Here is a 20,855-nt window from a genome sequence, read left to right on the forward strand (position 1 = left end):
CAATTGCGCCGGTCAGATGACGAACACCCAGTTGGCGATGAGCATCACCGCCACGCCGGCGACCAGTGTCAGATAGGGCAGCATGCCCGCCTTTTTGACCGAGAGATCGGCTCCCGCCATGCCGAGGTCCGCCAGCATGTGATCGGGGAACTTGCCCTTGTCCTGGATGTAATGGCGGAAGCAGAACACCGGGATGATCAGCGCCGCGGTGATCAGCCCGGCCCATAGCGCCAGGGGATTCCAGACCTTGGCACCCGCGCCCATGAAGATCGCGTTGACGTAGGCGAAGATCGCCCCGATCCCCAGAAGCCAGGTCGGCGCCTTCCAGGGGCGCGCGATATGGCCGTTGTCGATGCGATGGATCCAGCCGGCGTTGAGGTTGAGGAAGTTGAAGATGATGTAGCCGCAATTCGACACGGCGAGGATGAAGAAGAAACTCGTCGCGTCGGCCGAGGCGATGGCCAGCACGATCAGGTTGAAGCAAAGGTCGGTCCACATGGCGCGAGTCGGCGCGCCGTGCTCGTTGACATGGCTGAGGTAGCGCGGCAGCCAACCGTCGACCGAGCCCTGGTAGAGCGTGCGCGAGGAGCCGGCCATCGCCGTCATGATGCACAGCACCAGCGCCAGGATCATCAGCATCACCAGCAGGCTATGGATAAGCTGACCGCCGCCGACCATGCCGGCCAGCGCATCCGCCACGCCGGAGCCGTCGACGATCGGCGTCGCCAGCATGCCGTTCAGGCCGAGCACGCCCTGGAAGGTGAAGGGCACCAGGATGAACAAAAGCATGCAGAGCAGGCCGGAATAGAAGATGGCCTTGAAGGTGTCGGTGCCGGGGTTCTTGAACTCCGAAGTATAGCAGACGGCGGTCTCGAAACCGTAGGTCGACCATGCGGCGATGAACATACCGCCAAGTGCCAGCGTCCAGCCGGCGATGTTCCAGGAGCCGGGCTCGGGCGCGTAGGCGGCCGCGAGCGGAACCAGCGGCGAGAAATTCGCCCAGTCGATCTGTCCCGTGAAGATCGGCACGACGCCGACGATCAGCATCGGGACGATGACGAGCAGCCCGATATACTTCTGCACGCTGGCCGTGCCGAGAATACCGCGATGCTGGATCGAGAAGATGATCAGCATCAGCACGGCGCCGATGAAGAAGGTGGCGTTGAAGGTGAAGGAAACCGGACCCAGCGTGTGGCTGAAAAGCGTCCAGTTGCGGATCGCCGGCGTTGCGGCTGCGGTGACCGCCGTGATGGCGTCGGCCGGAGCGGTTCCGGCGTGCGCGGCGATATAGGCCACGACTTCCGCCGATGTCTCGGTGAAGATCGGCACCGGCGCCAGCGCGTTGAGGATATAGGCGGCGGCGATCGAGCAGCCGAGCGACAGCACCGGCGACCAGGCGAACCAGTTGCACCACACCGAGAGCGGCGCGATGAACTTGGAGTAGCGCAGCCAGGCCGTCGCGCCGTAGATCGAGGCGCCGCCCGACTTGTTGGGGAACAGGCCGGCGATCTCGGCATAGGTGAAGGACTGGAGGAAACCCATGATCATGGACACCGTCCATATCAGGAAGGCCAGCTTTCCCGTCGTGCCGGCAATGCCGCCGATCGAGAATAGGACCAGTGCCGGAACGCCGCTCGCCACCCAGAAGGCGCCGCGCCAGTCGATATGCCTGAGCAGCTTGCTTTCGGCAGGCTGCTCCAGGGCAGTGCTTATCGTGCTCATGTCGGTGAATTCCCCTTTTGATGTTCCCCGCCGGCGATGCTTCGGCTTTGCGAAGCTTGCTCCCCGGCCAATGATCGGTACGATCCCGGTGTTTCCACTCAGTCGTATTTTTTTCTTAAGAGTGAAGATTGACCCGGCGCGCTTTCACGTCAAGCGATTTGTCACGTCGTGCACATCACGCTTGCGAGCGCAGCCCGCAATGCGGCTTGCGGGCATCACCGGCAAGCCAAATCCATGTGTCGGAGCGCAGCGATCAGGAGCGTGGTTTGGTCTTCTGCGGATCGTAATGGGCGAAGGCGACGACCCGCGCGGGTAGCCGCTTGGCATGGCCGTCGAGCTTGCCGATTTCGACCTCCGTGCCGACGGCCGCGTGTTTGACGTCGAGCCTCGCCAACGCGATGTTCTTGTTCAGCACCGGCGAGCGCATGCCTGAAGTTACGACGCCGATCTGGGCACGGCCGACATGGATGCAATCGCCGTGGCCGACAGCGACATTGCTGTCGATGTCGAGCCCCACCAGTTTGTTTTGCGGGTTCTCCTTGCGCCGGATCAGGGCCTCGCGGCCAATGAAATCGTCAGTCTTGGTCTTCAGCGGCACGGTGAAGCCGATGCCGGCCTCGAATGGATCGGTCTGGTCGGAGAATTCGTAATCGGCAAAGATGAGCCCGGCCTCGATACGCACCATGTCGAGCGCCTGCAGCCCCATCGGCTTCAGTCCGTGCGGTTGGCCGGCTTCCCAGATGGCACCAAATACTTTTTCGGCGTCGCGCGGATGGCACCAGATCTCGTAACCGAGTTCGCCAGTGTAGCCGGTGCGCGAGACGACGACCGGAATGCCATTGCCGCCGCCGATGCGTGCCACCGCGAACCGGAACCACTCCAGCTCCTCGATCGACGGCTGCAGCGGCGACGTCCATATCACTTGCTTGAGGATGTCGCGGCTCTTCGGGCCCTGTATGGCGACATTGTGCATCTGGTCGGTGGAGGAGCGCACCAGCACGTTGAGCCCAAGCTTTTTCGCCGTATCGCGCAGCCATTCGCCGGACAGATCGTCGCCGCCGACCCAGCGGAAATTATCCTTGCCGAGCCGCAGCAGCGTGCCGTCGTCGATCATGCCGCCATGCTCGTAGCACATGGCGGAGTAGACGACCTGGCCGACGCCAAGTTTCTTGACGTCTCGGGTCAGCGTGTACTGCAGCAAAGCTTCCGAGTCTGGTCCTGTGACCTCGAACTTGCGCAACGGCGACAGGTCCATGATCACGGCATCCTGACGGCAGGCCCAGTATTCGGCGATCGGTCCCTCCTTGGCGAAGGAATTGGCCAACCAGTAGCCCCGGTACTCGACGAAGTCGCGGGTGTGCTTGGCAAAGCTCGAATGAAAGGCTGTCTCGCGGGTCATTTTCGGTTCCGAATCGGGCGTCATGCGTCTGGCGATTGCTCGCGAGAATTTGTGCTGGCCGGAATAGGTCCGCACATGGATGTCGGTCAGATCCCAGCCATTGGCCGGCGTCGTGTCGTCTGGGCAGGCCGAGGACACGCAGACGATGTCGGTCAGCGCGCGCAGCAACACATAGTCGCCGGCGCGCGACCACGGCTCGTCCGAGACCATAACGCCATGCGCGTCGATGGCCGTGTTAAAGAAGAAGTTGATCGCCATCCAGCCGGCGCGGGGATTGACGCCCTTGTCGGAGAGCGCGCCGTTGAAATTCTCCGAGCAGTTGGTGTGGCCGGGATAGCCGATGTCATCGTAATATTTGGCAGCACAGGCGAGCGCGAACGCATCATGCCGGCCGCATGTGTCCTGGACAACCTCGACCAGCGGCTCCATGTCCTGGTCGTAGTATTTCGAATGCAGGCCAGGCATTGGATAGCTGGAGCCCATCAGCGTGCGTGTCGTCGTCACATCGAGCGGATGGTCGAGACCCTTGTCCAGCTTGCGCGCCGAGAAGCATTGAAAGTCTGTGCATTGGCGACCGTCGACATCGATGATCTGCAGATAATCGCCGGCCTTGACGAAATAGGATTCGGCTGTTGCCGAGTGGACGCGCAGGTCGAGCACCGGATCGGCGAGTGGGTCGGCAAGCTGGGATTTTGCTTTCAGGCGGACCGTGGCGCGCCGCACGATGACCGTAAGCGGCGTCGCCGTGTCATGGCCATCGACCAGCATCGGCCCGCCGGGGGCGGCGACCAGCAAAGCGCCGTCGCGGGCGACGGCAAATGCCTGTTCCGTGCCGGCAGGCGTCGAGCCGCCAAAAACGCGCACCGCCTTGGGTTGGTCGAGTTGCACTTGCCGGCGTTCCAGGCCGCGGCGAACTGAAGCAAGACTGTCGTCGCCTTCCGCCAGCAACGCCTTGATGCCGGCGGCGTTGCTGTTCGACTTCTCGCCGAGAATTCCGGGGTCGGTGACGCCGCTGTGGTCCCACGCCAGCAATTCGCAAGCCTGGCCGCCTTCGACATTGCGCACCGTGATCGTATCGCCGGCCTCGACGTCGATCAGCACCGCGCCATTGCCCTGGATCGTATAGCGCTCCATGCCTGGCGGCAGCGCGATCTGGCCGGGCCGCAGGATGAGGCTCGGCCTGGGCGGTCCGGCTGCGACGGCAGGGTAAGGCGACTGGCTCATTTCAGCCTTGCGAGAAGCAAGTTTGCCTGTGCGTGAAATTATTTTAGCAGGGAGAATAGCAGGGCGGTTGGGTTTGGCAAGGCGGAGGTGGCTTTTTAGGAGCGGTAGGTCAGGTCGAATTTCGCCGGCCAGCTCTATTCCTGGGCGTCGGCGCTGCCCCTCATCTGGCTGCCGCCATCTTCTCCCCGTAAACGGGGCGAAGGACGCTTTCATTGGCGGTTTCGCCCATCTCCAACGTTGCAAAAAACGGCGCCGGCGTGGGGTCAGCTTCTTTCTCCCCGGGGAGAAATGCCCGGCAGGGCAATGAGGGGCGGCGCCAAGATCTACAGCGGCGCCAAGATCTACAATTGTCGAGCTAAAATTCCTCCGAATGCCCAATCTCGATTCCATACTCGGCAACCGAGTCGAGCATCGTCTGCCACAGGCTCTCGGCAAATGTCGCGAACACCAGAACGTTGAACACCGCCTGGCCATCAGTCCGATCATTACCGCGCCACAGCGTGACGCTGGTGTGATCCATCGAGGTCGCGGCGGCCGCACCGATCGGGAACGCCTCGGCGTGCAGATCGATCGACGACAGCTTGGCCAGCATCATGCGCGCCTTGGCACCGGAAATGCTGATCAGCACCCGCGCGTGCGACTGGTCCGACAGCGAGGCGGCGCCGGAAAACACTGGCGCCAGCGCGTCCATCCCATGCTTGCCGCCCTTCGACAGGACAAAGATCTGGTCCGGTCCCGACCAGATCAGCGTGGCATCCGCCGTCTGTACCGCCTTGGGCGCTTCTGGAGCAGCGACACCGAAATGGCCGTTGGCGGCTGTCGCCATCTCGGCCGCCTTGCCGCGCCGCGTCATCACCTGGACGAGGTCGAAATTGCGGATCTCGGTCAGCGACACACCGGCATCATCGTGTGCGCCATACGGCCCAGCGACGAGCGCGCGTTCGAGAGGGCTGCGGATCTCCCAGGAAAACTCAGCCACGCTGGCGCCCTCCATCCGGATCGTAGAAGACGGGGTTGCAGAGTTCGACATCATAGTCCTCACCGCGCAGCGGATCATGCGCGTGCACGATCTCGCCGATGCGCTCACGGCCGCGCTCGACGAGTGCGAGCCCGATCCACTGGTCTGATGTCGGCGAGAAGCAGACCGAGGTGACATAGCCCTGGTCATTATCAGGCCCGGGCGTCTGCCCCTTCGGGATGATGTGCGCGCCGGAGCGCAGCCGGCTCGCCTTGTCGGTCGGCTTGACGCCGACCACGACCTGCCGGTCCGGCGCGACCAGCGCCTCGCGGCCGGCCATGACGCGGCCGATGAAATCCTTCTTGGTCGACATCATCTTGCCGAGGCCGAGGTCGGCGGCCGTCGTCGTGCCGCTAAGCTCGGGTCCGGCGACATGGCCTTTCTCGATCCGCATCACGCCGAGCGCTTCGGTGCCGTAAGGCGTCACGCCGAAAGGCTTGCCGGCCAGCATCAGATTGCGCGCCATGGCTTCGCCGTAGCGCGCCGGCACGGAAATCTCGAACGCCATCTCGCCGGAGAACGAGATGCGGAACAGCCGCGCCTTGATGCCGCCGCGCAACGCCACTTCGCGCGCGCCCATGAACGGGAAGCCCTCATTGGAGAGATCTTCGGCGGGATCGACGATCTCTTTCAGCAGGTCGCGGGTCTTGGGTCCGGCAATGGAAAATTGCGCCCACTGATCGGAGACCGAGGTCAACTGCACGTCGAGTTCCGGAAACAGCACCTGCCGGCAGAATTCCAGATGCTGCATCACCAGCCCGGCCTTGGCGGTGGTGGTGGTCAGGAAATAATGGTCCTCGGCCAGCCGCGAGGTCGTGCCGTCGTCATGGACCAGACCATCCTCGCGCAGCATTAGTCCGTAGCGTGCCTTGCCGACCGCGAGATTGGAGAAGGTATTGATATAGACTCGGTCGAGGAAGGCGCCGGCATCCGGGCCATGCACGTCGATCTTGCCGAGCGTCGAGACATCGCAGAAGCCGACGCCTGAGCGCACCGCCTTGACCTCTCGGGTCACCGATTCCAGCCAGTCTTTCTCGCCGGCGCGCGGATACCATTGTGCGCGCTTCCATAGGCCGGTGTCGACGAAGACCGCGCCCTGTTCGGCCGCCCAGTGATGCGACGGCGTCAGCCGCGTCGCATGGAAGGTCTCGTCGCGGTGATGGCCGGCAAAGGCTCCGATGGCGACCGGCACGTAAGGCGGCCGGTAGATCGTCGTGCCGGTTTCGGGAATGGAGCGGCCGCTCACCGCCGCCATGATGGCGAGGCCGGCGACATTCGAGGTCTTGCCCTGGTCGGTCGCCATGCCCAGCGTGGTGTAGCGTTTCAGGTGCTCGACCGATTCAAAGCCCTCGCGCTGCGCAAGCTCAATGTCGGAGGCGGTGACATCATGCTGCTGGTCGACGAAGGCCTTGCCCTTGCCGGCGACATGCCAGAGCGGGGTCAGCGAAAAAGCTTCGTCGTCGGCGACCGGCATCGGGCCGGAACCGCCGCCGCGTCCAGCATCGTGCGCCGCGGCAGTGCCCGCTGCAAACCCTTCGCGCAAGCAGGCGCCAAGGCCGAAGGAACCGGTGGCGGCGCCAGCGGCGACCACGCCGGGAGGAGCGCCGTCGGGCACGAAGGCGGCGATGTCTTCGCGCCATTTCGGCCAGCCTCGATGATAGGAGGTCAACCCGACTGCGGGGTTCCAGCCACCGGAAACGGCGAGACCGTCGGCCTCGACCTCGGCGCGCGCACCGCCGGTGAGGGAGACCGCGATTTTGCGGACGCCGTCCTTGCCGCCGTCGACACCGCTGACGGAGCCGTGCAGCACCGGGAATCCGCCCTTGGCTGCCAGCGAACGATGGGCCGGGGACACGTCAGGCCGTGCGTCGATCACCGCCGCGATTTGCAATCCCGCGCCGAGGGCGGTCTCGACCGTGCGCCAGCCGTCCTCATTGTTGGTGAACAGCGCGACCCGTTTTGCAGGCGTCGCCGCGAAGCGCGCAACATAGCTGCGCATCGCGGAGGCCATCATTACGCCTGGCGTGTCGTTGCCGGCAAAGACGATCGGCCGTTCGATGGCGCCGGCCGCGACCACACAGCGCTTGGCCACGATCCGCCACAGCCGCTGGCGCACCTGATGCTCGGGCGGTGAGGGGAGATGGTCGTTGACCCGTTCGATGGCGCCATAGGTGCCGCCGTCATAGACACCGAACAGCGTCGTGCGGGTCATGATGCGGACATCGGGCATCGTTGCGAGTTCAGCCAGCGTTCGCGACAGCCACTCTGCCGCCGGCAGTCCGTCGATCGTGCCCCCATCCGAGAGCAGGCGGCCGCCGAGCGCGAAATCCTCTTCGCACAGGATGACGCGCGCACCCGTGCGCCCAGCAGCAAGCGCCGCCGCGAGGCCCGTTGGACCGGAGCCGGCGATCACCACGTCGCAATGCGCCCAGGCTTTGTCGTAGTGGTCCGGATCGGCGATACCCGCGGCAAGGCCGAGGCCGGCGGCGCGGCGGATCGCCGGCTCGTAGACCGCCTCCCAGAACTTCGCCGGCCACATGAAGGTCTTATAGTAGAAGCCGGCGACGAAGATCGGCGCGAACAACTGGTTGACCGACATGACATCGAAACGCAGCGACGGCCAGCGGTTCTGGCTGGCGGCCTCGAGCCCTTCATAGAGTTCGGCGGTCGTGGCCTTGGTGTTCGGCTCGCGCCTTGCGCCGGTGCGCAATTCGACCAGCGCGTTGGGCTCTTCGGAACCCGCGGTCAGGATGCCGCGCGGGCGGTGGTATTTGAACGAGCGACCGACCAGCTTGACGCCGTTGGCTATCAACGCCGAGGCGAGAGTATCGCCCCGGTAGCCGGAGAAAGTCTTGCCGTCGAAGCGGAAGTTAAGCGCTGCCGAGCGGTCGATGAGACCGCCCGATGTGAGGCGATGGGATTGGCTGGAACTCACCATGCCCGGCCCTCACGCAAAAAGGTCGCGCCGCCCCTCATCCGCCTGCCGGCACCTTCTCCCCGTATAAGGACGGGGAGAAGGGAGACGGCCGCAACGCTGGCGCCCTTCTTGCAATGCAGGCTATTGGCGAAATCATCGAAGACAGCGCCCCTCTCCCCGTCCCTATACGGGGAGAGGATGCCGGCAGGCAGGTGAGGGGCAGCGCTGAGGTGGGAGAAAATATTCATTTCACAACCTGCCTCGCACCGGCACCAGCCGCCGGCTCAACCGAAGAAATCTCATGCGTCAGCGTGTTGCGGGTGACCTTCAGCCACGCCCGGCAGCCGCCACCGTGATACCAGTTCTCGCTCATCACGCCGGCGATGTTCTCGCGCAGATAGACGTAGTCGTAGACAGCGTCGTCGCCGGCGTCCGCCGCCGGACGTTGTGGCTTGGCGTCGCCCAGATAGGTGAACTCGCCGAGTTCGCGTTCGCCGCAGAAGGGACAGACAATGCGCATGGTTCCTGACCGTCCTCAGTGAAGGTTCGGTTGGGCGCCCTGGCCCTTTTCGTCGATCATGGCGCCGGTGCGGAACCGGTCGAGGCGGAAGCGCGCGGCTTCCTTGTGCGACTCGTCGCGGGCCAGAAGATGGGCGAAGACGAAGCCCGATCCCGGCGTTGCCTTGAAGCCGCCGTAGCACCAGCCGGCGTTGAGGTAGAGGCCATCCACCGGTGTCTTGTCGATGATCGGCGACCCGTCCATCGACATGTCCATGATGCCGCCCCACTGGCGCAGCAGGCGCACGCGGCCGATCATCGGGATCAGCGCCATGCCGCCTTCGCAGACATCCTCCATCACGGGCATGTTGCCGCGCTGGGCGTAGGAATTGTAGCCGTCGATATCGCCGCCGAAGACGAGGCCGCCCTTGTCCGACTGGCTGACATAGAAATGGCCGGCGCCGAAGGTCATGACATTGGGGATCAGCGGCTTGATCGCTTCGGAGACGAAGGCCTGCAGCACATGGCTTTCGATCGGCAGCCGCAGGCCAGCCATCGCCGCGACGCGCGACGAAGAACCGGCCACCGCCATGCCGACCTTGCCGGCGCCTATCCTGCCGCGCGAGGTCTCGACGCCCGTTACCTTGCCGTTGGCGTCGCGCACGAAACCAGTGACTTCGCAATTCTGGATGATATCGACGCCAAGTTCGCTCGCGGCGTGGGCATAGCCCCAGACCACGGCGTCATGCCGGGCCGTGCCGCCGCGCCGCTGCAGCAGCCCGCCCTGCACGGGAAAGCGCGCATTGTCGAAGTTCAGGAACGGCATCATCTTCTTGACCGCGGCGAGGTCGAGCAGTTCGGCATCGATGCCGTTGATGCGCATCGTGTTGCCGCGCCGCGCATAGGCGTCGCGCTGGGCGTCAGAATGGTAGAGGTTGATGACGCCGCGCTGGCTGACCATGGCGTTGTAGTTGAGGTCCTGCTCCATCCGCTCCCACAGCTTCATCGACAATTCATAGAAGCCGGTATTGCCGGGCAGGCCGTAGTTGGAGCGGATGATGGTGGTGTTGCGGCCGGCATTGCCGGAGCCGATCCAGCCCTTTTCGAGCACGGCGACATTCTTGATGCCGTACTCGCTGGCGAGGAACCAGGCGGTGGCCAAGCCATGGCCGCCGCCGCCGATGATCACCACGTCGTAGCGATCCTTCGGCGTGGCGTCGCGCCAGGTGCGCTGCCAGTTCTTGTGGCCCGAAAGGGCGGCCCGGGCGAGCGAGAAGATCGAGTATTTCATCAGGTCATTCCGAGGCCGCTCGCACCGCTGGACGGTTATATGTCCAGCGTGTGGTCGCGCTCCCATTGCGTGAAGTGCGAAGCATAGGAATTCCATTCCTGGTGCTTCAGCTTTAGATAAGCCGACGAGAATTCCTCACCCAGCGCCGCCTTGAGCGATTTGTCCTTGTCGAACTCGCGCAGGGCATCGAGCAGGTTGAGCGGCAGCTTCGGCGCGCCCTTCACGGTATGGCCGTTCTGGTACATGTCGTTGTCGTAACGCCTGCCCGGATCGGCCTTGGAGCGGATGCCGTCGAGGCCGGCGGCGATGATGACAGCCTGCAGAAGGTAAGGATTGGCGGCCCCATCCGGCAGGCGCAACTCGAAGCGGCCTGGGCCGGGCACACGCACCATGTGGGTGCGGTTGTTGCCGGTCCAGGTCACCGTGTTCGGCGCCCAGGTCGCGCCGGAAATAGTACGCGGCGCGTTGATGCGCTTGTAGGAATTCACCGTCGGGTTGGTGATCGCGGCGAGCGCCGAGGCATGCTTCATGATGCCGCCGAGAAAGTTCCTGCCCTTGGCCGACAGGCCGAGTTCCATCGAATTGTCGGCGAAGACATTGGTTTTGCCGGATTTGTCCCACACCGAGATGTGAGCGTGACAGCCATTGCCGGTCAGGCCCTGGAAGGGCTTGGGCATGAAAGTAGCGCGAAGGCCATGCTTTTCCGCGATCGACTTGACCATGAACTTGAAGAAGGAATGCTTGTCGGCGGTCGGCAGCGCATCGTCGAACGCCCAGTTCATCTCGAACTGGCCGTTGGCGTCCTCGTGGTCGTTCTGGTAGGCGCCCCAGCCGAGCGCCAGCATATGGTCGCAGATCTCGGCGATGACGTCGTAGCGGCGCATCACCGCCTGCTGGTCGTAGCAGGGCTTTGAGGCGGTATCGTATTCGTCGGAAATGGTTTTGCCATCGGGCGAGATCAGGAAGAACTCGGCCTCGACGCCGGTCTTCACATGCATGCCGTCGCTGGCGGCTTCGGCGATCAGCCGCTTCAGTGTGTTGCGCGGCGCCTGGTCGACATCCTTGTCGTCCATGATGCAGTTGGCGGCGACCCAAGCGACTTCAGGCTTCCACGGCAGCTGGATGACTGAGTCCGGGTCCGGCACCGCCAGCATGTCGGGATGCGCGGGGGTCAGATCAAGCCAGGTGGCAAATCCGGCAAAGCCGGCGCCATCCTTCTGCATATCGGCAATCGCCTGCGCCGGCACCAGCTTGGCACGTTGCCCGCTGAACAGGTCGGTATAGGAAATCATGAAGTATTTGACGCCGTTCTCCTTGGCGAATGCGGCGAGATCGTTCCCCATTATGTAGTTTCCTCGCTTATGTGGTCTGGGTAATCTTTGTCAGAAACCGTTCTTTCCCGGTATCCAGTTGGTGCCGGCCAGCGGGACGCCGGCCATGGCGGCCGCCTCGATCGTCAGTGCGACGAGGTCCTCGGGTTCGAGATTATGCAGGCTGTTCTTGCCGCACGCGCGGGCAATTGTCTGAGCCTCCAGTGTCATGACTTTCAGGTAATTGGCCAGCCGCCGTCCCGCCGCGACCGGGTCGACCCGCTTCATCAGTTCGGGATCCTGCGTGGTGATGCCGGCGGGGTCGCGGCCCTCGTGCCAGTCGTCATAGGCGCCGGCCGTGGTGCCGAGGTCGTTATACTCCGCCTCCCAGCGGGGGTCGTTGTCGCCAAGCGCGACCAGGGCTGCCGTTCCGATCGAGACCGCGTCGACGCCAAGTGCGAGCGCCTTGGCGACATCGGCGCCGTTGCGGATGCCGCCTGAGATGATCAGCTGCACCTTGCGGTGCATGCCGAGATCCTGCAGCGCCTGCACCGCCGGCCTGATGCAGGCGAGCGTCGGCTGGCCGACATTCTCGATGAACACTTCCTGCGTGGCCGCCGTGCCGCCCTGCATGCCGTCGACGACGACGACATCGGCGCCGGCCTTCACCGCGAGCGCTGTATCATAATAGGGGCGGGCGCCGCCGACCTTGACGTAGATCGGCTTTTCCCAATCGGTGATCTCGCGCAGTTCGAGGATCTTGATCTCGAGATCGTCCGGCCCGGTCCAGTCGGGGTGGCGCGAGGCCGAGCGCTGGTCGATGCCTTTCGGCAGCGTGCGCATCTCGGCGACACGGTCGGAAATCTTCTGGCCGAGCAGCATGCCGCCGCCGCCGGGCTTGGCGCCCTGGCCGACGACGACTTCGATGGCGTCGGCGCGGCGCAGGTCGCGCAGGTTCATGCCGTATCGCGACGGCAAATATTGATAGACCAGTTGCTCGGAATGGCCGCGCTCTTCCTCGGTCATGCCGCCATCGCCGGTCGTGGTCGAAGTGCCCGAAAGCGTCGCGCCGCGACCGAGTGCTTCCTTGGCGGGGCCCGAGAGCGAGCCAAAGCTCATGCCGGCGATGGTGATCGGGATCTTCAATTCGATCGGCTTCTTGGCGTAGCGCGAGCCGAGCACGACCGATGTGTCGCAGCGCTCGCGATAGCCTTCCAGCGGATAGCGCGAGATCGAGGCGCCGAGGAACAACAGGTCATCGAAATGCGGCAGCTTGCGCTTGGCGCCGGCGCCACGGATGTCGTAGATGCCGGTCGCCGCGGCGCGGCGGATTTCGGAAAGTGTGTAATCGTCGAAGGTCGCGGATTTGCGGGGCGTCGTCGGCGGGTTGCGATAGGTCATGCTGCCTCAATACGCGTCGGCGTTGTCGATGTTGAAATTGTAGAGGGTGCGCGCCGATCCATAGCGCTTGAACTCCGACGGCTTGACCCCGGTGACGCCGGCACGGTCGAGCAGGCCTTGCAGCAATTCCAGATGCTCGGGCCGCATCTCCTTGGCGATGCAGTCGGCGCCGAGGCTGTCGACCTTGCCGCGCACGAAGAGCCGCGCCTCATAAATGGAATCGCCCAGCGCGTCGCCTGCGTCGCCCAGCACCACCAGGTTCCCGGACTGCGCCATGAAGGCCGACATGTGGCCGATATTGCCGTGGACGACAATGTCGATGCCTTTCATCGAGATGCCGCAGCGCGACGACGCATTGCCCTCGATGACCAGCAGGCCGCCCTTGCCGGTGGCGCCGGCATACTGGCTGGCGTCGCCTTTCACTGTTATCGAGCCCGACATCATGTTCTCGCCGACACCGGGTCCCGCCGAGCCATGCACGGTGATGGTGCCGCCGGAATTCATCCCGCCGCAATAATAGCCGACGCTGCCGCGCACATCGATGCTGACAGGCTGGTCGACGCCGACGGCGACCGAATGGTTGCCCTTCGGGTTGAGCACTTCCCACGCCGTTTCGTTCGAGCCGGGGGCCAGACCGTGCAGCGCCTGGTTCAATTCGCGCAGCGACATGGCGTCGAGGTCGAAGACGCGCGCATGGGCTTGATCGCGCGTTGCCTTGGAGGTTGCCGTCATGAACTCAATGCTCCCAGAAATAGACGGTTGCGGGCTCCGGCTCCCAGACCCTCGCATTGTCTATGCCGGGCAGTTTGGTCAGCGCGCGATATTCCGAGCCGAAGGCGACGTACTGGTCGGTCTCGGCCATGACGGCGGGCTTGCAGGCGATCGGGTCGCGCACGACGCCAAAGCCGTTCTTGGTGCCGACGACGAAGGTGAAGAAGCCGTCGAGGTCCGACAGCGTGCCTTCCAGCGCCTCGCCGAGATTCTTGCCATGCGCCATCTGGGAGGAAAGGTAGGCGGCCGCGACCTCGGTGTCGTTTTCGGTCTCGAAGCTCATGCCTTCGCGGATCAACTCGCGGCGGACATTGTTGTGGTTGGACAGCGAACCATTGTGCACCAGGCACTGGTCGGCGCCGGTCGAGAACGGATGCGCGCCCATCGTCGTCACCGCCGATTCGGTCGCCATGCGGGTGTGGCCGATGCCATGCGTGCCGGTCATCTTGCGGACATCGAAGCGATCGACGACCGCTTCGGGCAGGCCGACCTCCTTGTAAATCTCGACCACATCACCGGCGCCCATGATGCGGATGTCAGGGCGCAGCGCCTGGATGGCCTCGCGGGCCTCGTCGATCTTGTCGGGACGGGTCCTGACGACGGCGTGGGTCGACTTCACCGCGATGCTCACCGGCACGCCGAGCGCCTTGGCAAGCTGGGTATCGAGGTCGCGAAAATCGCGGTCTGGTTTCGCCGATTGGATGGTGATCTTGGCTTCGTTGCCGGATGGGGCGCCATAGATGGCGATGCCCGCGCTGTCCGGGCCGCGATCGCTAAGCGATACCAGCATTTCCGACAGCATCGCCCCGAGCTTGGGCTCCAACGATTTGTCCTTCAGAAACAGCCCGACGATTCCACACATGTCAGCCTCCGACCTTTGTTCTCTGGAGATGTACCGAATGAGTTCCGGGAATTCAATGGGATGAAAAAAATATTCCTGTAGTTATATATCTGCCTGCGCACCGCCACCGGCTGTATTGCCCTGGTGACGTTCGCTGTGGACCCATTTGGCGGTACGGATGCGGGCGCTCTTATAGGCGTCGAGTATCGACAGCGCATAGATCAGGAGACCACCCGCATGGCGGCCGACGAAGCTGGCGTCCGGCGGCGCGATCTTCATCGTTACCCACGCCAGGATCACCATGAAGAAGATGAACTGCAGGCCGCGCACCGGCACACCGAGAATGACGTGTCCGCTTGCCGGCAGGATGATTGCCGCGCCGAGAACCAGATACGGGTTCGGTGGAGCGGGCGCGTTGGTTGTGCTGGTCATGCGGCCTGCCTTTCAGCATGGTTGATGGCGTCGCGAAGCGCCGAAATCGAAGTGAGCAACCTTTCGACCAGTGCCGGATCGAGTATTGCACCGCCGAAATCGGCCTGCCGGAACACGCCGTAGCGGGCGCGCTGCGCCTCGGCCAGGAGCCAGACGATCCGTATCCCCTTGGGTGTGATGAGCAGCTCCTTGGCGCGTCCGTCGGAAAAGGGGTCGAGATGGCTGGCAATCAGGCCCTGCGGAAAGCGTGCGCCCCTGCCGTCTGTCCGCAGCACTGCCTCTGCCGGAAATCCCGGGGCCTTCGGCAGCGTGTGTTCCAGGTGGTCGAAATTGGAGAACGTCGTCGGCGACCCCGGCCGCATCATCATGTCGAAAGTGGCGGCGATCGCGATCTTTTCGAGGATCGAGATCGATAACCAGCGTGCCGGCAGTTTTCGCGTAGCCAGCGTATCGACGATGGTCCGCACCTGGACGCGCCGGCCGTTCCATGAGCCTTCCCAGGTGACGATTCCGGCGGTGCCGTCCGAGACATTGGCTGCATCCGAAATGACGGAACGAAGGTTGGCTTGTTCGACCGCGAGTGCGGCCGAAGCCCTGTTGCGGCTGGCGCGCACCAACCACATCAGGTGAAGGGCGAAAGCCAGGGCAATCGCCCCGGCGAGCAGTGCTGACGTCACCTCGGACACCTTATCATGCCATGCCCGCCCGGGGTCCGGACGGGCCTTCTTCCATCAATACCCCTGCGGCTTCGGCCACGGCATGGAGAACTGATCGCCGCGACGGACGAACTTGTAGCGGTAGAAATGAAACCATACCGAGATCAGGAAGTAGAACGCGACCATGGCGATCAACTGCGAACCGAAGCCGAGGAAGATGGCGAAGTAGGTGACCACGCACAGGCAGAACAGCACGATGGCCGGCAGCGGATGGAAAGGATGCGTGTAGCCACGGCGGATGGTACCCAGCGGCCACTTCTTGCGGAACATCATGATGTTGATGCTCATGAACGTGTATTGCAGCACGCCAGACAGGATCGAGAAGGTGATCGCCTGATTGAGGTCGGCGATGAAAGCGAAGGCGAGCGCGATCGGCAGCAGGAACAGGATCGAGCGGTAGGGTGTGCGATATCTAGGATGCACGGCCGAGAACCAGCTCGGCAGGTAGCGGTCGCGGCCAAGCGAGAACCAGGCGCGCGCGGCGTCATTGATGCAGCCATTGGCGGACGCGATGGCGGCAAGCAGCGTCGCGACGAACAGGAGGTTTTCGAGCAGCGGACTGCCGGTCAGCTTGCCCGCGTCCCAAAGCGGATAGGGCGTGATACCGAGATATTCCCATGGCATTAGCGAGGCGCAGACATACCAGGTCATCGCGGCCGCGATCAGAAGCGTGATCATGCCCGCCATGGTGCCGTAGGGCAGCGAGCGTGCCGGCGAGCGCACTTCCTCGGCGGCCTGCGTGGTGCCCTCGATGCCGAGGTAATACCAGATGCCGAACTGGAAGGCTGCGATGACGCCGATCCAGCCGTAGGGCAGCGCATTGCCAGGAGTGACCAGTTCGTTGAGCTTCAGCACCGCGCCTTGCGTCCATGGGCTGACCGAGAAGAACAGGATGACGATCGAGACATAGGCGATCGCGGTGATGACGAAGTTGACGTTGAGCGTCATCAGAACGCCGCGATAGTTGAGCCACGCCAGCACCACGATGGTGGCGGCGATGAAGGAATTGTGGGTGAGCCCATCGATCCCCGCCTTGGCGACGATCGTGTCGCCGAGCAGGATGGCGTCGGACACTTCGAGCATCGTGTAGGCGAAAACCAGGAACAGCGCGACGTTGAAGGCCATCAGCGGCCCGACGATGTGTTTGGCCTGGGCGTATTGGCCGCCCGCGGCGGCGACGGTCGACGTGACCTCGGAATCGATCATGGCGACGGAAGTGTAGAGCAGGCCCACGACCCAGCACACGATAAGGGCCGCCAGCGTACCGCCCTTGTCGGCGGAGAAGTTCCAGCCCGTGAATTCGCCGACCAGGACGATGCCGACTCCGAGCGCCCAGACATGGGCCGGGCCGAGCACCCTGAGCAGCGAAACCCTGTCGCCGCCATTTACCGCTGTTCCTGCCGTTTCAACCGCGACCGTCATCGTTCAATCCCCACTCAGATCCGGTGTTTTTCGGAAACGGCCTCAAGCTCGCCTTCGCGCGATGAGGTCAGAACGTCCTCGCTATAGGTCGTGTCGACCTTGAACCAGTCGAAGAGCATCCACAGGGCGAGCACGATCGAGATGCCCCAGCATGCATAAGAGAGTGCTATCCACATGATGCTTCCCCGGTCTACTTGTCTTCGAATTTTTCGTTGATGACGTCGCGATATTCCCGGTCGGATGCGCGGAACAGGAACACGAAATAGCCGATCAGCACGATCGCCATGATGATGAGCGTTGGCCAGTCGATCACATAGTGGAATCGGTTCTGGATGACGTCATGCGCCGTTTCCGGCGTGTAGCCCAGCTTTTCCCAGATCGAGGCCATGGTTGGATTCTGGCCGAGGGCTTCCCACGTCTTGGCGTCGAGTGCGTCGATGGATTTGGCCGCGCCGGCGAGGCCGAGCTTCAGCGGCAGCCATAGCGCCACGAATATGGCCACCACCACGACGACGATATCGAAGATCTGCCCGGTCTTGCTCTGCTCCGGCGGCGTATAGCGGGACATGGCTCCTACCTCTCAGGACTTGCGGTTGCGGAACGCGTCCGCGTTCTTGATGTCGAGCCCGTAGATGAACTCCTTGTCTTCCTTGTAGTGCCTGACCATCGCCAGAATGGCGGCCGTGTTGAAGATCAGCACGGCGGCGGCGGCAACTGCCACGACGGCCTTGATGCCGCTATGTGGGATGTAGGGCCATGTCATGGAAAGGACGAACAAGATCGTCGCCCACAGGCAGATGATCAGGAGCGCGGATCCACGCAAATCGGAACGGTACAGCGCCTCGATGCGCTGCTGCAGGTCTGACATCGGTTTTCCCCTTTTTCCGGCGTCCGGTTCCGAAGTTGCCGCTCGCCGCTCTCTTTCAAGAGAGTGAAATTTTTTTCACAAAATCAGGCCGATTTCCGCAATTGTCAAGATGAATTTACGCAGAGTTAACCGTTTGGCCCGGGCAATGAATTTTGCCTGACAATGAAATTATTTGCTTCAGGGGATTGCGGGCCTCCCTCGTTTGCGGTCAATATTCGCGCAAGGCCCCGGCCGCTGTGCAAAGGGGCAGGGAACATCAACGACTATCGGACGGAGGACGATCGGATGACGGCATCCTGGAGATTTTCGACCCTGGCGGATCGCCATCGCGCGCTGGGTTCGAAGCTCGAAGACTGGAGCGGCATGGGCACCGCCTGGACCTACGAGAAGGACGCCGACGAGGAATACATCGCCATCCGCACCAAGGCCGGGCTGATGGATGTTTCCGGCCTGAAGAAAGTCCATATCACCGGGCCGCACGCCTCGCACCTCATCGATCTCGCCACCACGCGCGATGTCGAAAAAATCTATCCCGGCAAGTCTGCCTATGCCTGCATGTTGAACGAGGCGGGAAAGTTCACCGACGACTGCATCCTCTACCGCACCGGGCCGAATGCCTGGATGGTCGTGCACGGCTCTGGCACCGGCCATGAGGAGTTGCAGCGGGCCGCCATGGGGCGTGACGTGTCGCTGCGCTTCGACGACAATCTGCACGACCTGTCGCTGCAGGGGCCGACAGCGGTCGACTATCTGGCCAAGCATGTGCCCGGCATTCGCGACCTCAACTATTTTCACCACATGCAGACGCAGCTGTTCGGGTTCCCGGTCATGATTTCGCGCACCGGCTACACCGGCGAGCGCGGCTACGAGATATTCTGCCGTGGCCAGGATGCCGGCACGATCTGGGACAGGATTCTTGAAGATGGTAAGAGCGCCGGCATCATTCCATGCCGCTTCACCACGCTCGACATGCTGCGCGTCGAGAGCTACCTGCTGTTCTACCCCTACGACAATTCGCAGAAGTACCCGTTCGAGAATGAAGGCCCCGGCGACACGCTGTGGGAACTCGGTCTCGACTTCACCGTCAGCCCCGGCAAGACAGGTTTCCGTGGCGCCGAGGAACACTATCGCCTAAAAGGCAAGGAGCGCTTCAAGATCTACGGCGTGCTGCTCGATGGCAAGGAGCCCGCCGACGAAGGTGCGCCGGTCTATCGCGACGGCAAGAAGGTCGGCGTGGTGACCTGCGCCATGTATTCGCCGCTGGTCGAGAAATCGATGGGCATCGCCCGGCTCGACGTCGACTGCGCGGTGAAGGACACCAAGCTCGAAATCCGCAACAGGAGCGGTTCGATCAAGGCGACCGCGCAGCCCTTGCCGTTCGACGATCCCAAGAAGGCCAAGCGCACGGCGAAAGGCTGAGGCATAATCACCAGCGAGGGGTTCGAGGCACGAAGACTTAAATGGCAGCCAAAAGCATCATCAGCCGGCCGGTCTACGGAACGCTCTCTCCGCAGCCCGGCAAGCACCATCTTTTCATCGCCGATGCCGAGGGCGCGCTCGCTATATCCGAGATGGCCGCACGAGCTCCCGCTGGCTTTTTCGACGGTGCCGAGATCGTCTTCATCCCCGGTCCTGACGGCAGACACATCGCCGCCCTCGAAGTCTTGCAGCCTGCCCAGTTTCACCAGGCGCCGTCTTTCGCCAGCCTGCTGCCGAGGCTGAAGCAGACACTGAGCAATGCCCATATGGGCCTGCGCCTCTATCTCAGCGGCACCGAAGGGCTGATCGGCCAGGCCATGCAGGTGGCGCTCGAAGCCGGTATCGATCACACTTCCATGCAGACCGAACATCGCGGCTCGCTGGCGCGCCGCATGCAGTGCGTGCACTGCAAGGGCATCACCGAGAATGTGACGACGCAGCCGGCCACCTGCTCGCATTGCGGCCTGCTGCTTCTGGTGCGCGATCACTATTCCCGGCGCCTTGCCGCCTTCCAGGGCGTGTGCATCAATGCCGAGGATCGCGGCGAAATTCCTCCGATGGAGGAGGCCTTCCCATGAGCACCGGCACTACCAAGCTCGATGTGGTGGTCAGCGATGTCGTTCCGGTCAACGACCTCGTTACCCGCTTCCATTTCCGCCGGCGTGACGGCGAACTGTTGCCAACCTTCTCCGGCGGCGCCCATGTCGTGGTCGAAATGCGCGATGGTGAGCGTACCAGGCTCAATCCCTATTCGCTAATGGGCTCGCCGCTCGACACGCGCGAATACACGATCAGCGTGCGCCGCGACGATGTCGGCCGCGGCGGCTCGCTGTTCATGCACAGGAGCGTCAAGCCGGGCCTGGAGATGGTGATCAGCTATCCGGTCAATCTGTTCTCGCTCGACCTCAGGGCGAAGAAGCACCTGATGCTGGCCGGCGGCATCGGCATCACGCCCTTCATGGCGCAGACCGCGCAGCTGGCGGGGGAGGGCGGCAATTTCGAGCTGCACTACACCTGCCGCACCGCCTCGCTCGGCACCTACGCCGATGTGCTGAGGGAACGTTATGATCGCCGTGTGCGGCTCTACCATGACGACCGCGACGAGCGCATCGATCTCGACCGTCTGTTGTCGACGCAGCCGCTCGGCACGCATCTCTATGTCTGCGGTCCCGCCGGCATGATCAACTGGGTGCGCGACCGCGCGGCCGCCCTGGGCTGGCCTTCGGAGGCCGTGCATTTCGAGCATTTCGCGGCACCCCAGCCGGGTCTGCCCTTCGATGTGACGCTTGCCGTCAGCGGCGAGACGATCCGCGTCGGTTCGCAGCAGAGCCTGCTCGAGGCGATCGAGGCGGCCGGCGTCGATCCGCCCTATCTCTGCCGTGGCGGTGTCTGCGGCCAGTGCGAAACCAATGTCATTTCGTATGACGGCAAGTTTATCCACAACGACCATTGGCTGAGCGAGGAAGACCACCGCTCCGGCTGCAAGATCATGCCGTGCGTGTCGCGCTTCGAGGGCAAATCGCTGGTCTTGGAAAGATAGGAGGCG

At 63.3% G+C, this 20,855-nt stretch carries 19 protein-coding genes; 3 read left to right on the top strand and 16 right to left on the bottom strand.

The features are described from left to right. Positions 1-12 precede the first annotated feature (12 nt). From FJ548_RS01955 to FJ548_RS02035, 16 genes are all read right to left on the bottom strand, one after another. Positions 13-1,722, bottom strand: a complete 1,710-nt coding sequence (locus FJ548_RS01955) for an APC family permease (protein ID WP_140776545.1) — start codon at positions 1,720-1,722, stop codon at positions 13-15. Positions 1,723-1,975: 253 nt separating this feature from the next. After that, entirely contained in the window at positions 1,976-4,345 is a 2,370-nt protein-coding gene (locus tag FJ548_RS01960; RefSeq protein ID WP_140776547.1) for an aminomethyltransferase family protein, read from the bottom strand. A 355-nt stretch (positions 4,346-4,700) separates the two neighbouring features. Continuing rightward, positions 4,701-5,324, bottom strand: coding sequence for a sarcosine oxidase subunit gamma (locus tag FJ548_RS01965; RefSeq protein ID WP_140776549.1), 624 nt, complete (start codon positions 5,322-5,324; stop codon positions 4,701-4,703). Next, positions 5,317-8,298, bottom strand: a complete 2,982-nt coding sequence (locus FJ548_RS01970; RefSeq protein ID WP_140776821.1) for a sarcosine oxidase subunit alpha — start codon at positions 8,296-8,298, stop codon at positions 5,317-5,319. Before FJ548_RS01970 ends, FJ548_RS01965 begins: the two co-directional genes overlap by 8 nt. A 226-nt stretch (positions 8,299-8,524) precedes the next feature. Beyond that, the gene (locus FJ548_RS01980; RefSeq protein ID WP_140776553.1) at positions 8,525-8,800 is read right to left on the bottom strand and encodes a sarcosine oxidase subunit delta; all 276 of its coding nucleotides are present in this window, start codon (positions 8,798-8,800) and stop codon (positions 8,525-8,527) included. A 15-nt stretch (positions 8,801-8,815) separates the two neighbouring features. Then, on the bottom strand, positions 8,816-10,069 hold the full coding sequence (locus FJ548_RS01985) for a sarcosine oxidase subunit beta family protein (RefSeq protein WP_140776555.1): 1,254 nt from the start codon (positions 10,067-10,069) through the stop codon (positions 8,816-8,818). Between the two features lie 35 nt (positions 10,070-10,104). Further along, complete coding sequence (glnT, locus tag FJ548_RS01990) at positions 10,105-11,412, bottom strand: type III glutamate--ammonia ligase (protein ID WP_140776557.1); 1,308 nt, start codon at positions 11,410-11,412, stop codon at positions 10,105-10,107. A 39-nt stretch (positions 11,413-11,451) separates the two neighbouring features. After that, complete coding sequence (locus FJ548_RS01995) at positions 11,452-12,780, bottom strand: FMN-binding glutamate synthase family protein (protein WP_140776559.1); 1,329 nt, start codon at positions 12,778-12,780, stop codon at positions 11,452-11,454. 6 nt (positions 12,781-12,786) lie between these two features. Next, a complete protein-coding gene (locus FJ548_RS02000; RefSeq protein WP_140607330.1) occupies positions 12,787-13,512 on the bottom strand; it encodes a GXGXG domain-containing protein in 726 nt (241 codons plus the stop codon). Positions 13,513-13,516: 4 nt separating this feature from the next. Next, entirely contained in the window at positions 13,517-14,413 is an 897-nt protein-coding gene (locus tag FJ548_RS02005) for a glutamine amidotransferase family protein (protein WP_140607329.1), read from the bottom strand. Positions 14,414-14,494: 81 nt separating this feature from the next. Beyond that, positions 14,495-14,824 (bottom strand): hypothetical protein, encoded by a 330-nt coding sequence (locus tag FJ548_RS02010; protein ID WP_140607328.1) that lies wholly within the window; start codon positions 14,822-14,824, stop codon positions 14,495-14,497. Continuing rightward, a complete protein-coding gene (locus FJ548_RS02015; RefSeq protein WP_181165505.1) occupies positions 14,821-15,510 on the bottom strand; it encodes a hypothetical protein in 690 nt (229 codons plus the stop codon). The genes FJ548_RS02010 and FJ548_RS02015 overlap by 4 nt, the downstream gene beginning before the upstream one ends. 45 nt (positions 15,511-15,555) lie before the next feature. Continuing rightward, positions 15,556-16,962, bottom strand: coding sequence for an amino acid permease (locus tag FJ548_RS02020; RefSeq protein WP_140607327.1), 1,407 nt, complete (start codon positions 16,960-16,962; stop codon positions 15,556-15,558). A gap of 14 nt (positions 16,963-16,976) precedes the next feature. Continuing rightward, a complete protein-coding gene (locus FJ548_RS02025) occupies positions 16,977-17,138 on the bottom strand; it encodes a hypothetical protein (protein WP_140607326.1) in 162 nt (53 codons plus the stop codon). A gap of 14 nt (positions 17,139-17,152) precedes the next feature. Further along, positions 17,153-17,530: a hypothetical protein gene (locus FJ548_RS02030; protein ID WP_140607325.1), complete on the bottom strand. Its 378-nt coding sequence runs from the start codon at positions 17,528-17,530 to the stop codon at positions 17,153-17,155. A 12-nt stretch (positions 17,531-17,542) separates the two neighbouring features. Next, a complete protein-coding gene (locus FJ548_RS02035) occupies positions 17,543-17,830 on the bottom strand; it encodes a hypothetical protein (protein WP_140607324.1) in 288 nt (95 codons plus the stop codon). 285 nt (positions 17,831-18,115) lie between these two features. Here FJ548_RS02035 and FJ548_RS02040 point away from each other — a divergent pair, with 285 nt between their 5' ends. Genes FJ548_RS02040 through FJ548_RS02050 form a run of 3 tightly spaced genes read left to right on the top strand, consistent with a single transcriptional unit; the run spans position 18,116 to position 20,849 of the window. After that, on the top strand, positions 18,116-19,249 hold the full coding sequence (locus FJ548_RS02040; RefSeq protein WP_140760624.1) for an aminomethyltransferase family protein: 1,134 nt from the start codon (positions 18,116-18,118) through the stop codon (positions 19,247-19,249). Between the two features lie 41 nt (positions 19,250-19,290). Further along, positions 19,291-19,887 carry a dimethylamine monooxygenase subunit DmmA family protein gene (locus FJ548_RS02045; RefSeq protein ID WP_140776561.1) on the top strand — a complete coding sequence of 199 codons (597 nt, stop codon included), beginning with the start codon at positions 19,291-19,293 and terminating at the stop codon, positions 19,885-19,887. Then, positions 19,884-20,849 carry a PDR/VanB family oxidoreductase gene (locus FJ548_RS02050; RefSeq protein ID WP_140776563.1) on the top strand — a complete coding sequence of 322 codons (966 nt, stop codon included), beginning with the start codon at positions 19,884-19,886 and terminating at the stop codon, positions 20,847-20,849. The genes FJ548_RS02045 and FJ548_RS02050 overlap by 4 nt, the downstream gene beginning before the upstream one ends. Positions 20,850-20,855 lie beyond the last annotated feature (6 nt).

Source organism: Mesorhizobium sp. B2-4-17, assembly GCF_006441275.1.
GTDB lineage: Bacteria > Pseudomonadota > Alphaproteobacteria > Rhizobiales > Rhizobiaceae > Mesorhizobium.

Coding starts and splice junctions, on each gene's coding strand:
- FJ548_RS02010 (WP_140607328.1), bottom strand. CDS start 14,824: ATGACCAGCACAACCAACGCGCCCGCTCCACCGAACCCGTATCTGGTT.
- FJ548_RS01955 (WP_140776545.1), bottom strand. CDS start 1,722: ATGAGCACGATAAGCACTGCCCTGGAGCAGCCTGCCGAAAGCAAGCTG.
- FJ548_RS01980 (WP_140776553.1), bottom strand. CDS start 8,800: ATGCGCATTGTCTGTCCCTTCTGCGGCGAACGCGAACTCGGCGAGTTC.
- FJ548_RS02020 (WP_140607327.1), bottom strand. CDS start 16,962: ATGACGGTCGCGGTTGAAACGGCAGGAACAGCGGTAAATGGCGGCGAC.
- FJ548_RS02025 (WP_140607326.1), bottom strand. CDS start 17,138: ATGTGGATAGCACTCTCTTATGCATGCTGGGGCATCTCGATCGTGCTC.
- FJ548_RS01995 (WP_140776559.1), bottom strand. CDS start 12,780: ATGACCTATCGCAACCCGCCGACGACGCCCCGCAAATCCGCGACCTTC.
- FJ548_RS02035 (WP_140607324.1), bottom strand. CDS start 17,830: ATGTCAGACCTGCAGCAGCGCATCGAGGCGCTGTACCGTTCCGATTTG.
- FJ548_RS02045 (WP_140776561.1), top strand. CDS start 19,291: ATGGCAGCCAAAAGCATCATCAGCCGGCCGGTCTACGGAACGCTCTCT.
- FJ548_RS02030 (WP_140607325.1), bottom strand. CDS start 17,530: ATGTCCCGCTATACGCCGCCGGAGCAGAGCAAGACCGGGCAGATCTTC.
- FJ548_RS02000 (WP_140607330.1), bottom strand. CDS start 13,512: ATGACGGCAACCTCCAAGGCAACGCGCGATCAAGCCCATGCGCGCGTC.
- FJ548_RS01985 (WP_140776555.1), bottom strand. CDS start 10,069: ATGAAATACTCGATCTTCTCGCTCGCCCGGGCCGCCCTTTCGGGCCAC.
- FJ548_RS01960 (WP_140776547.1), bottom strand. CDS start 4,345: ATGAGCCAGTCGCCTTACCCTGCCGTCGCAGCCGGACCGCCCAGGCCG.
- FJ548_RS02005 (WP_140607329.1), bottom strand. CDS start 14,413: ATGTGTGGAATCGTCGGGCTGTTTCTGAAGGACAAATCGTTGGAGCCC.
- FJ548_RS02050 (WP_140776563.1), top strand. CDS start 19,884: ATGAGCACCGGCACTACCAAGCTCGATGTGGTGGTCAGCGATGTCGTT.
- FJ548_RS02040 (WP_140760624.1), top strand. CDS start 18,116: ATGACGGCATCCTGGAGATTTTCGACCCTGGCGGATCGCCATCGCGCG.
- glnT (WP_140776557.1), bottom strand. CDS start 11,412: ATGGGGAACGATCTCGCCGCATTCGCCAAGGAGAACGGCGTCAAATAC.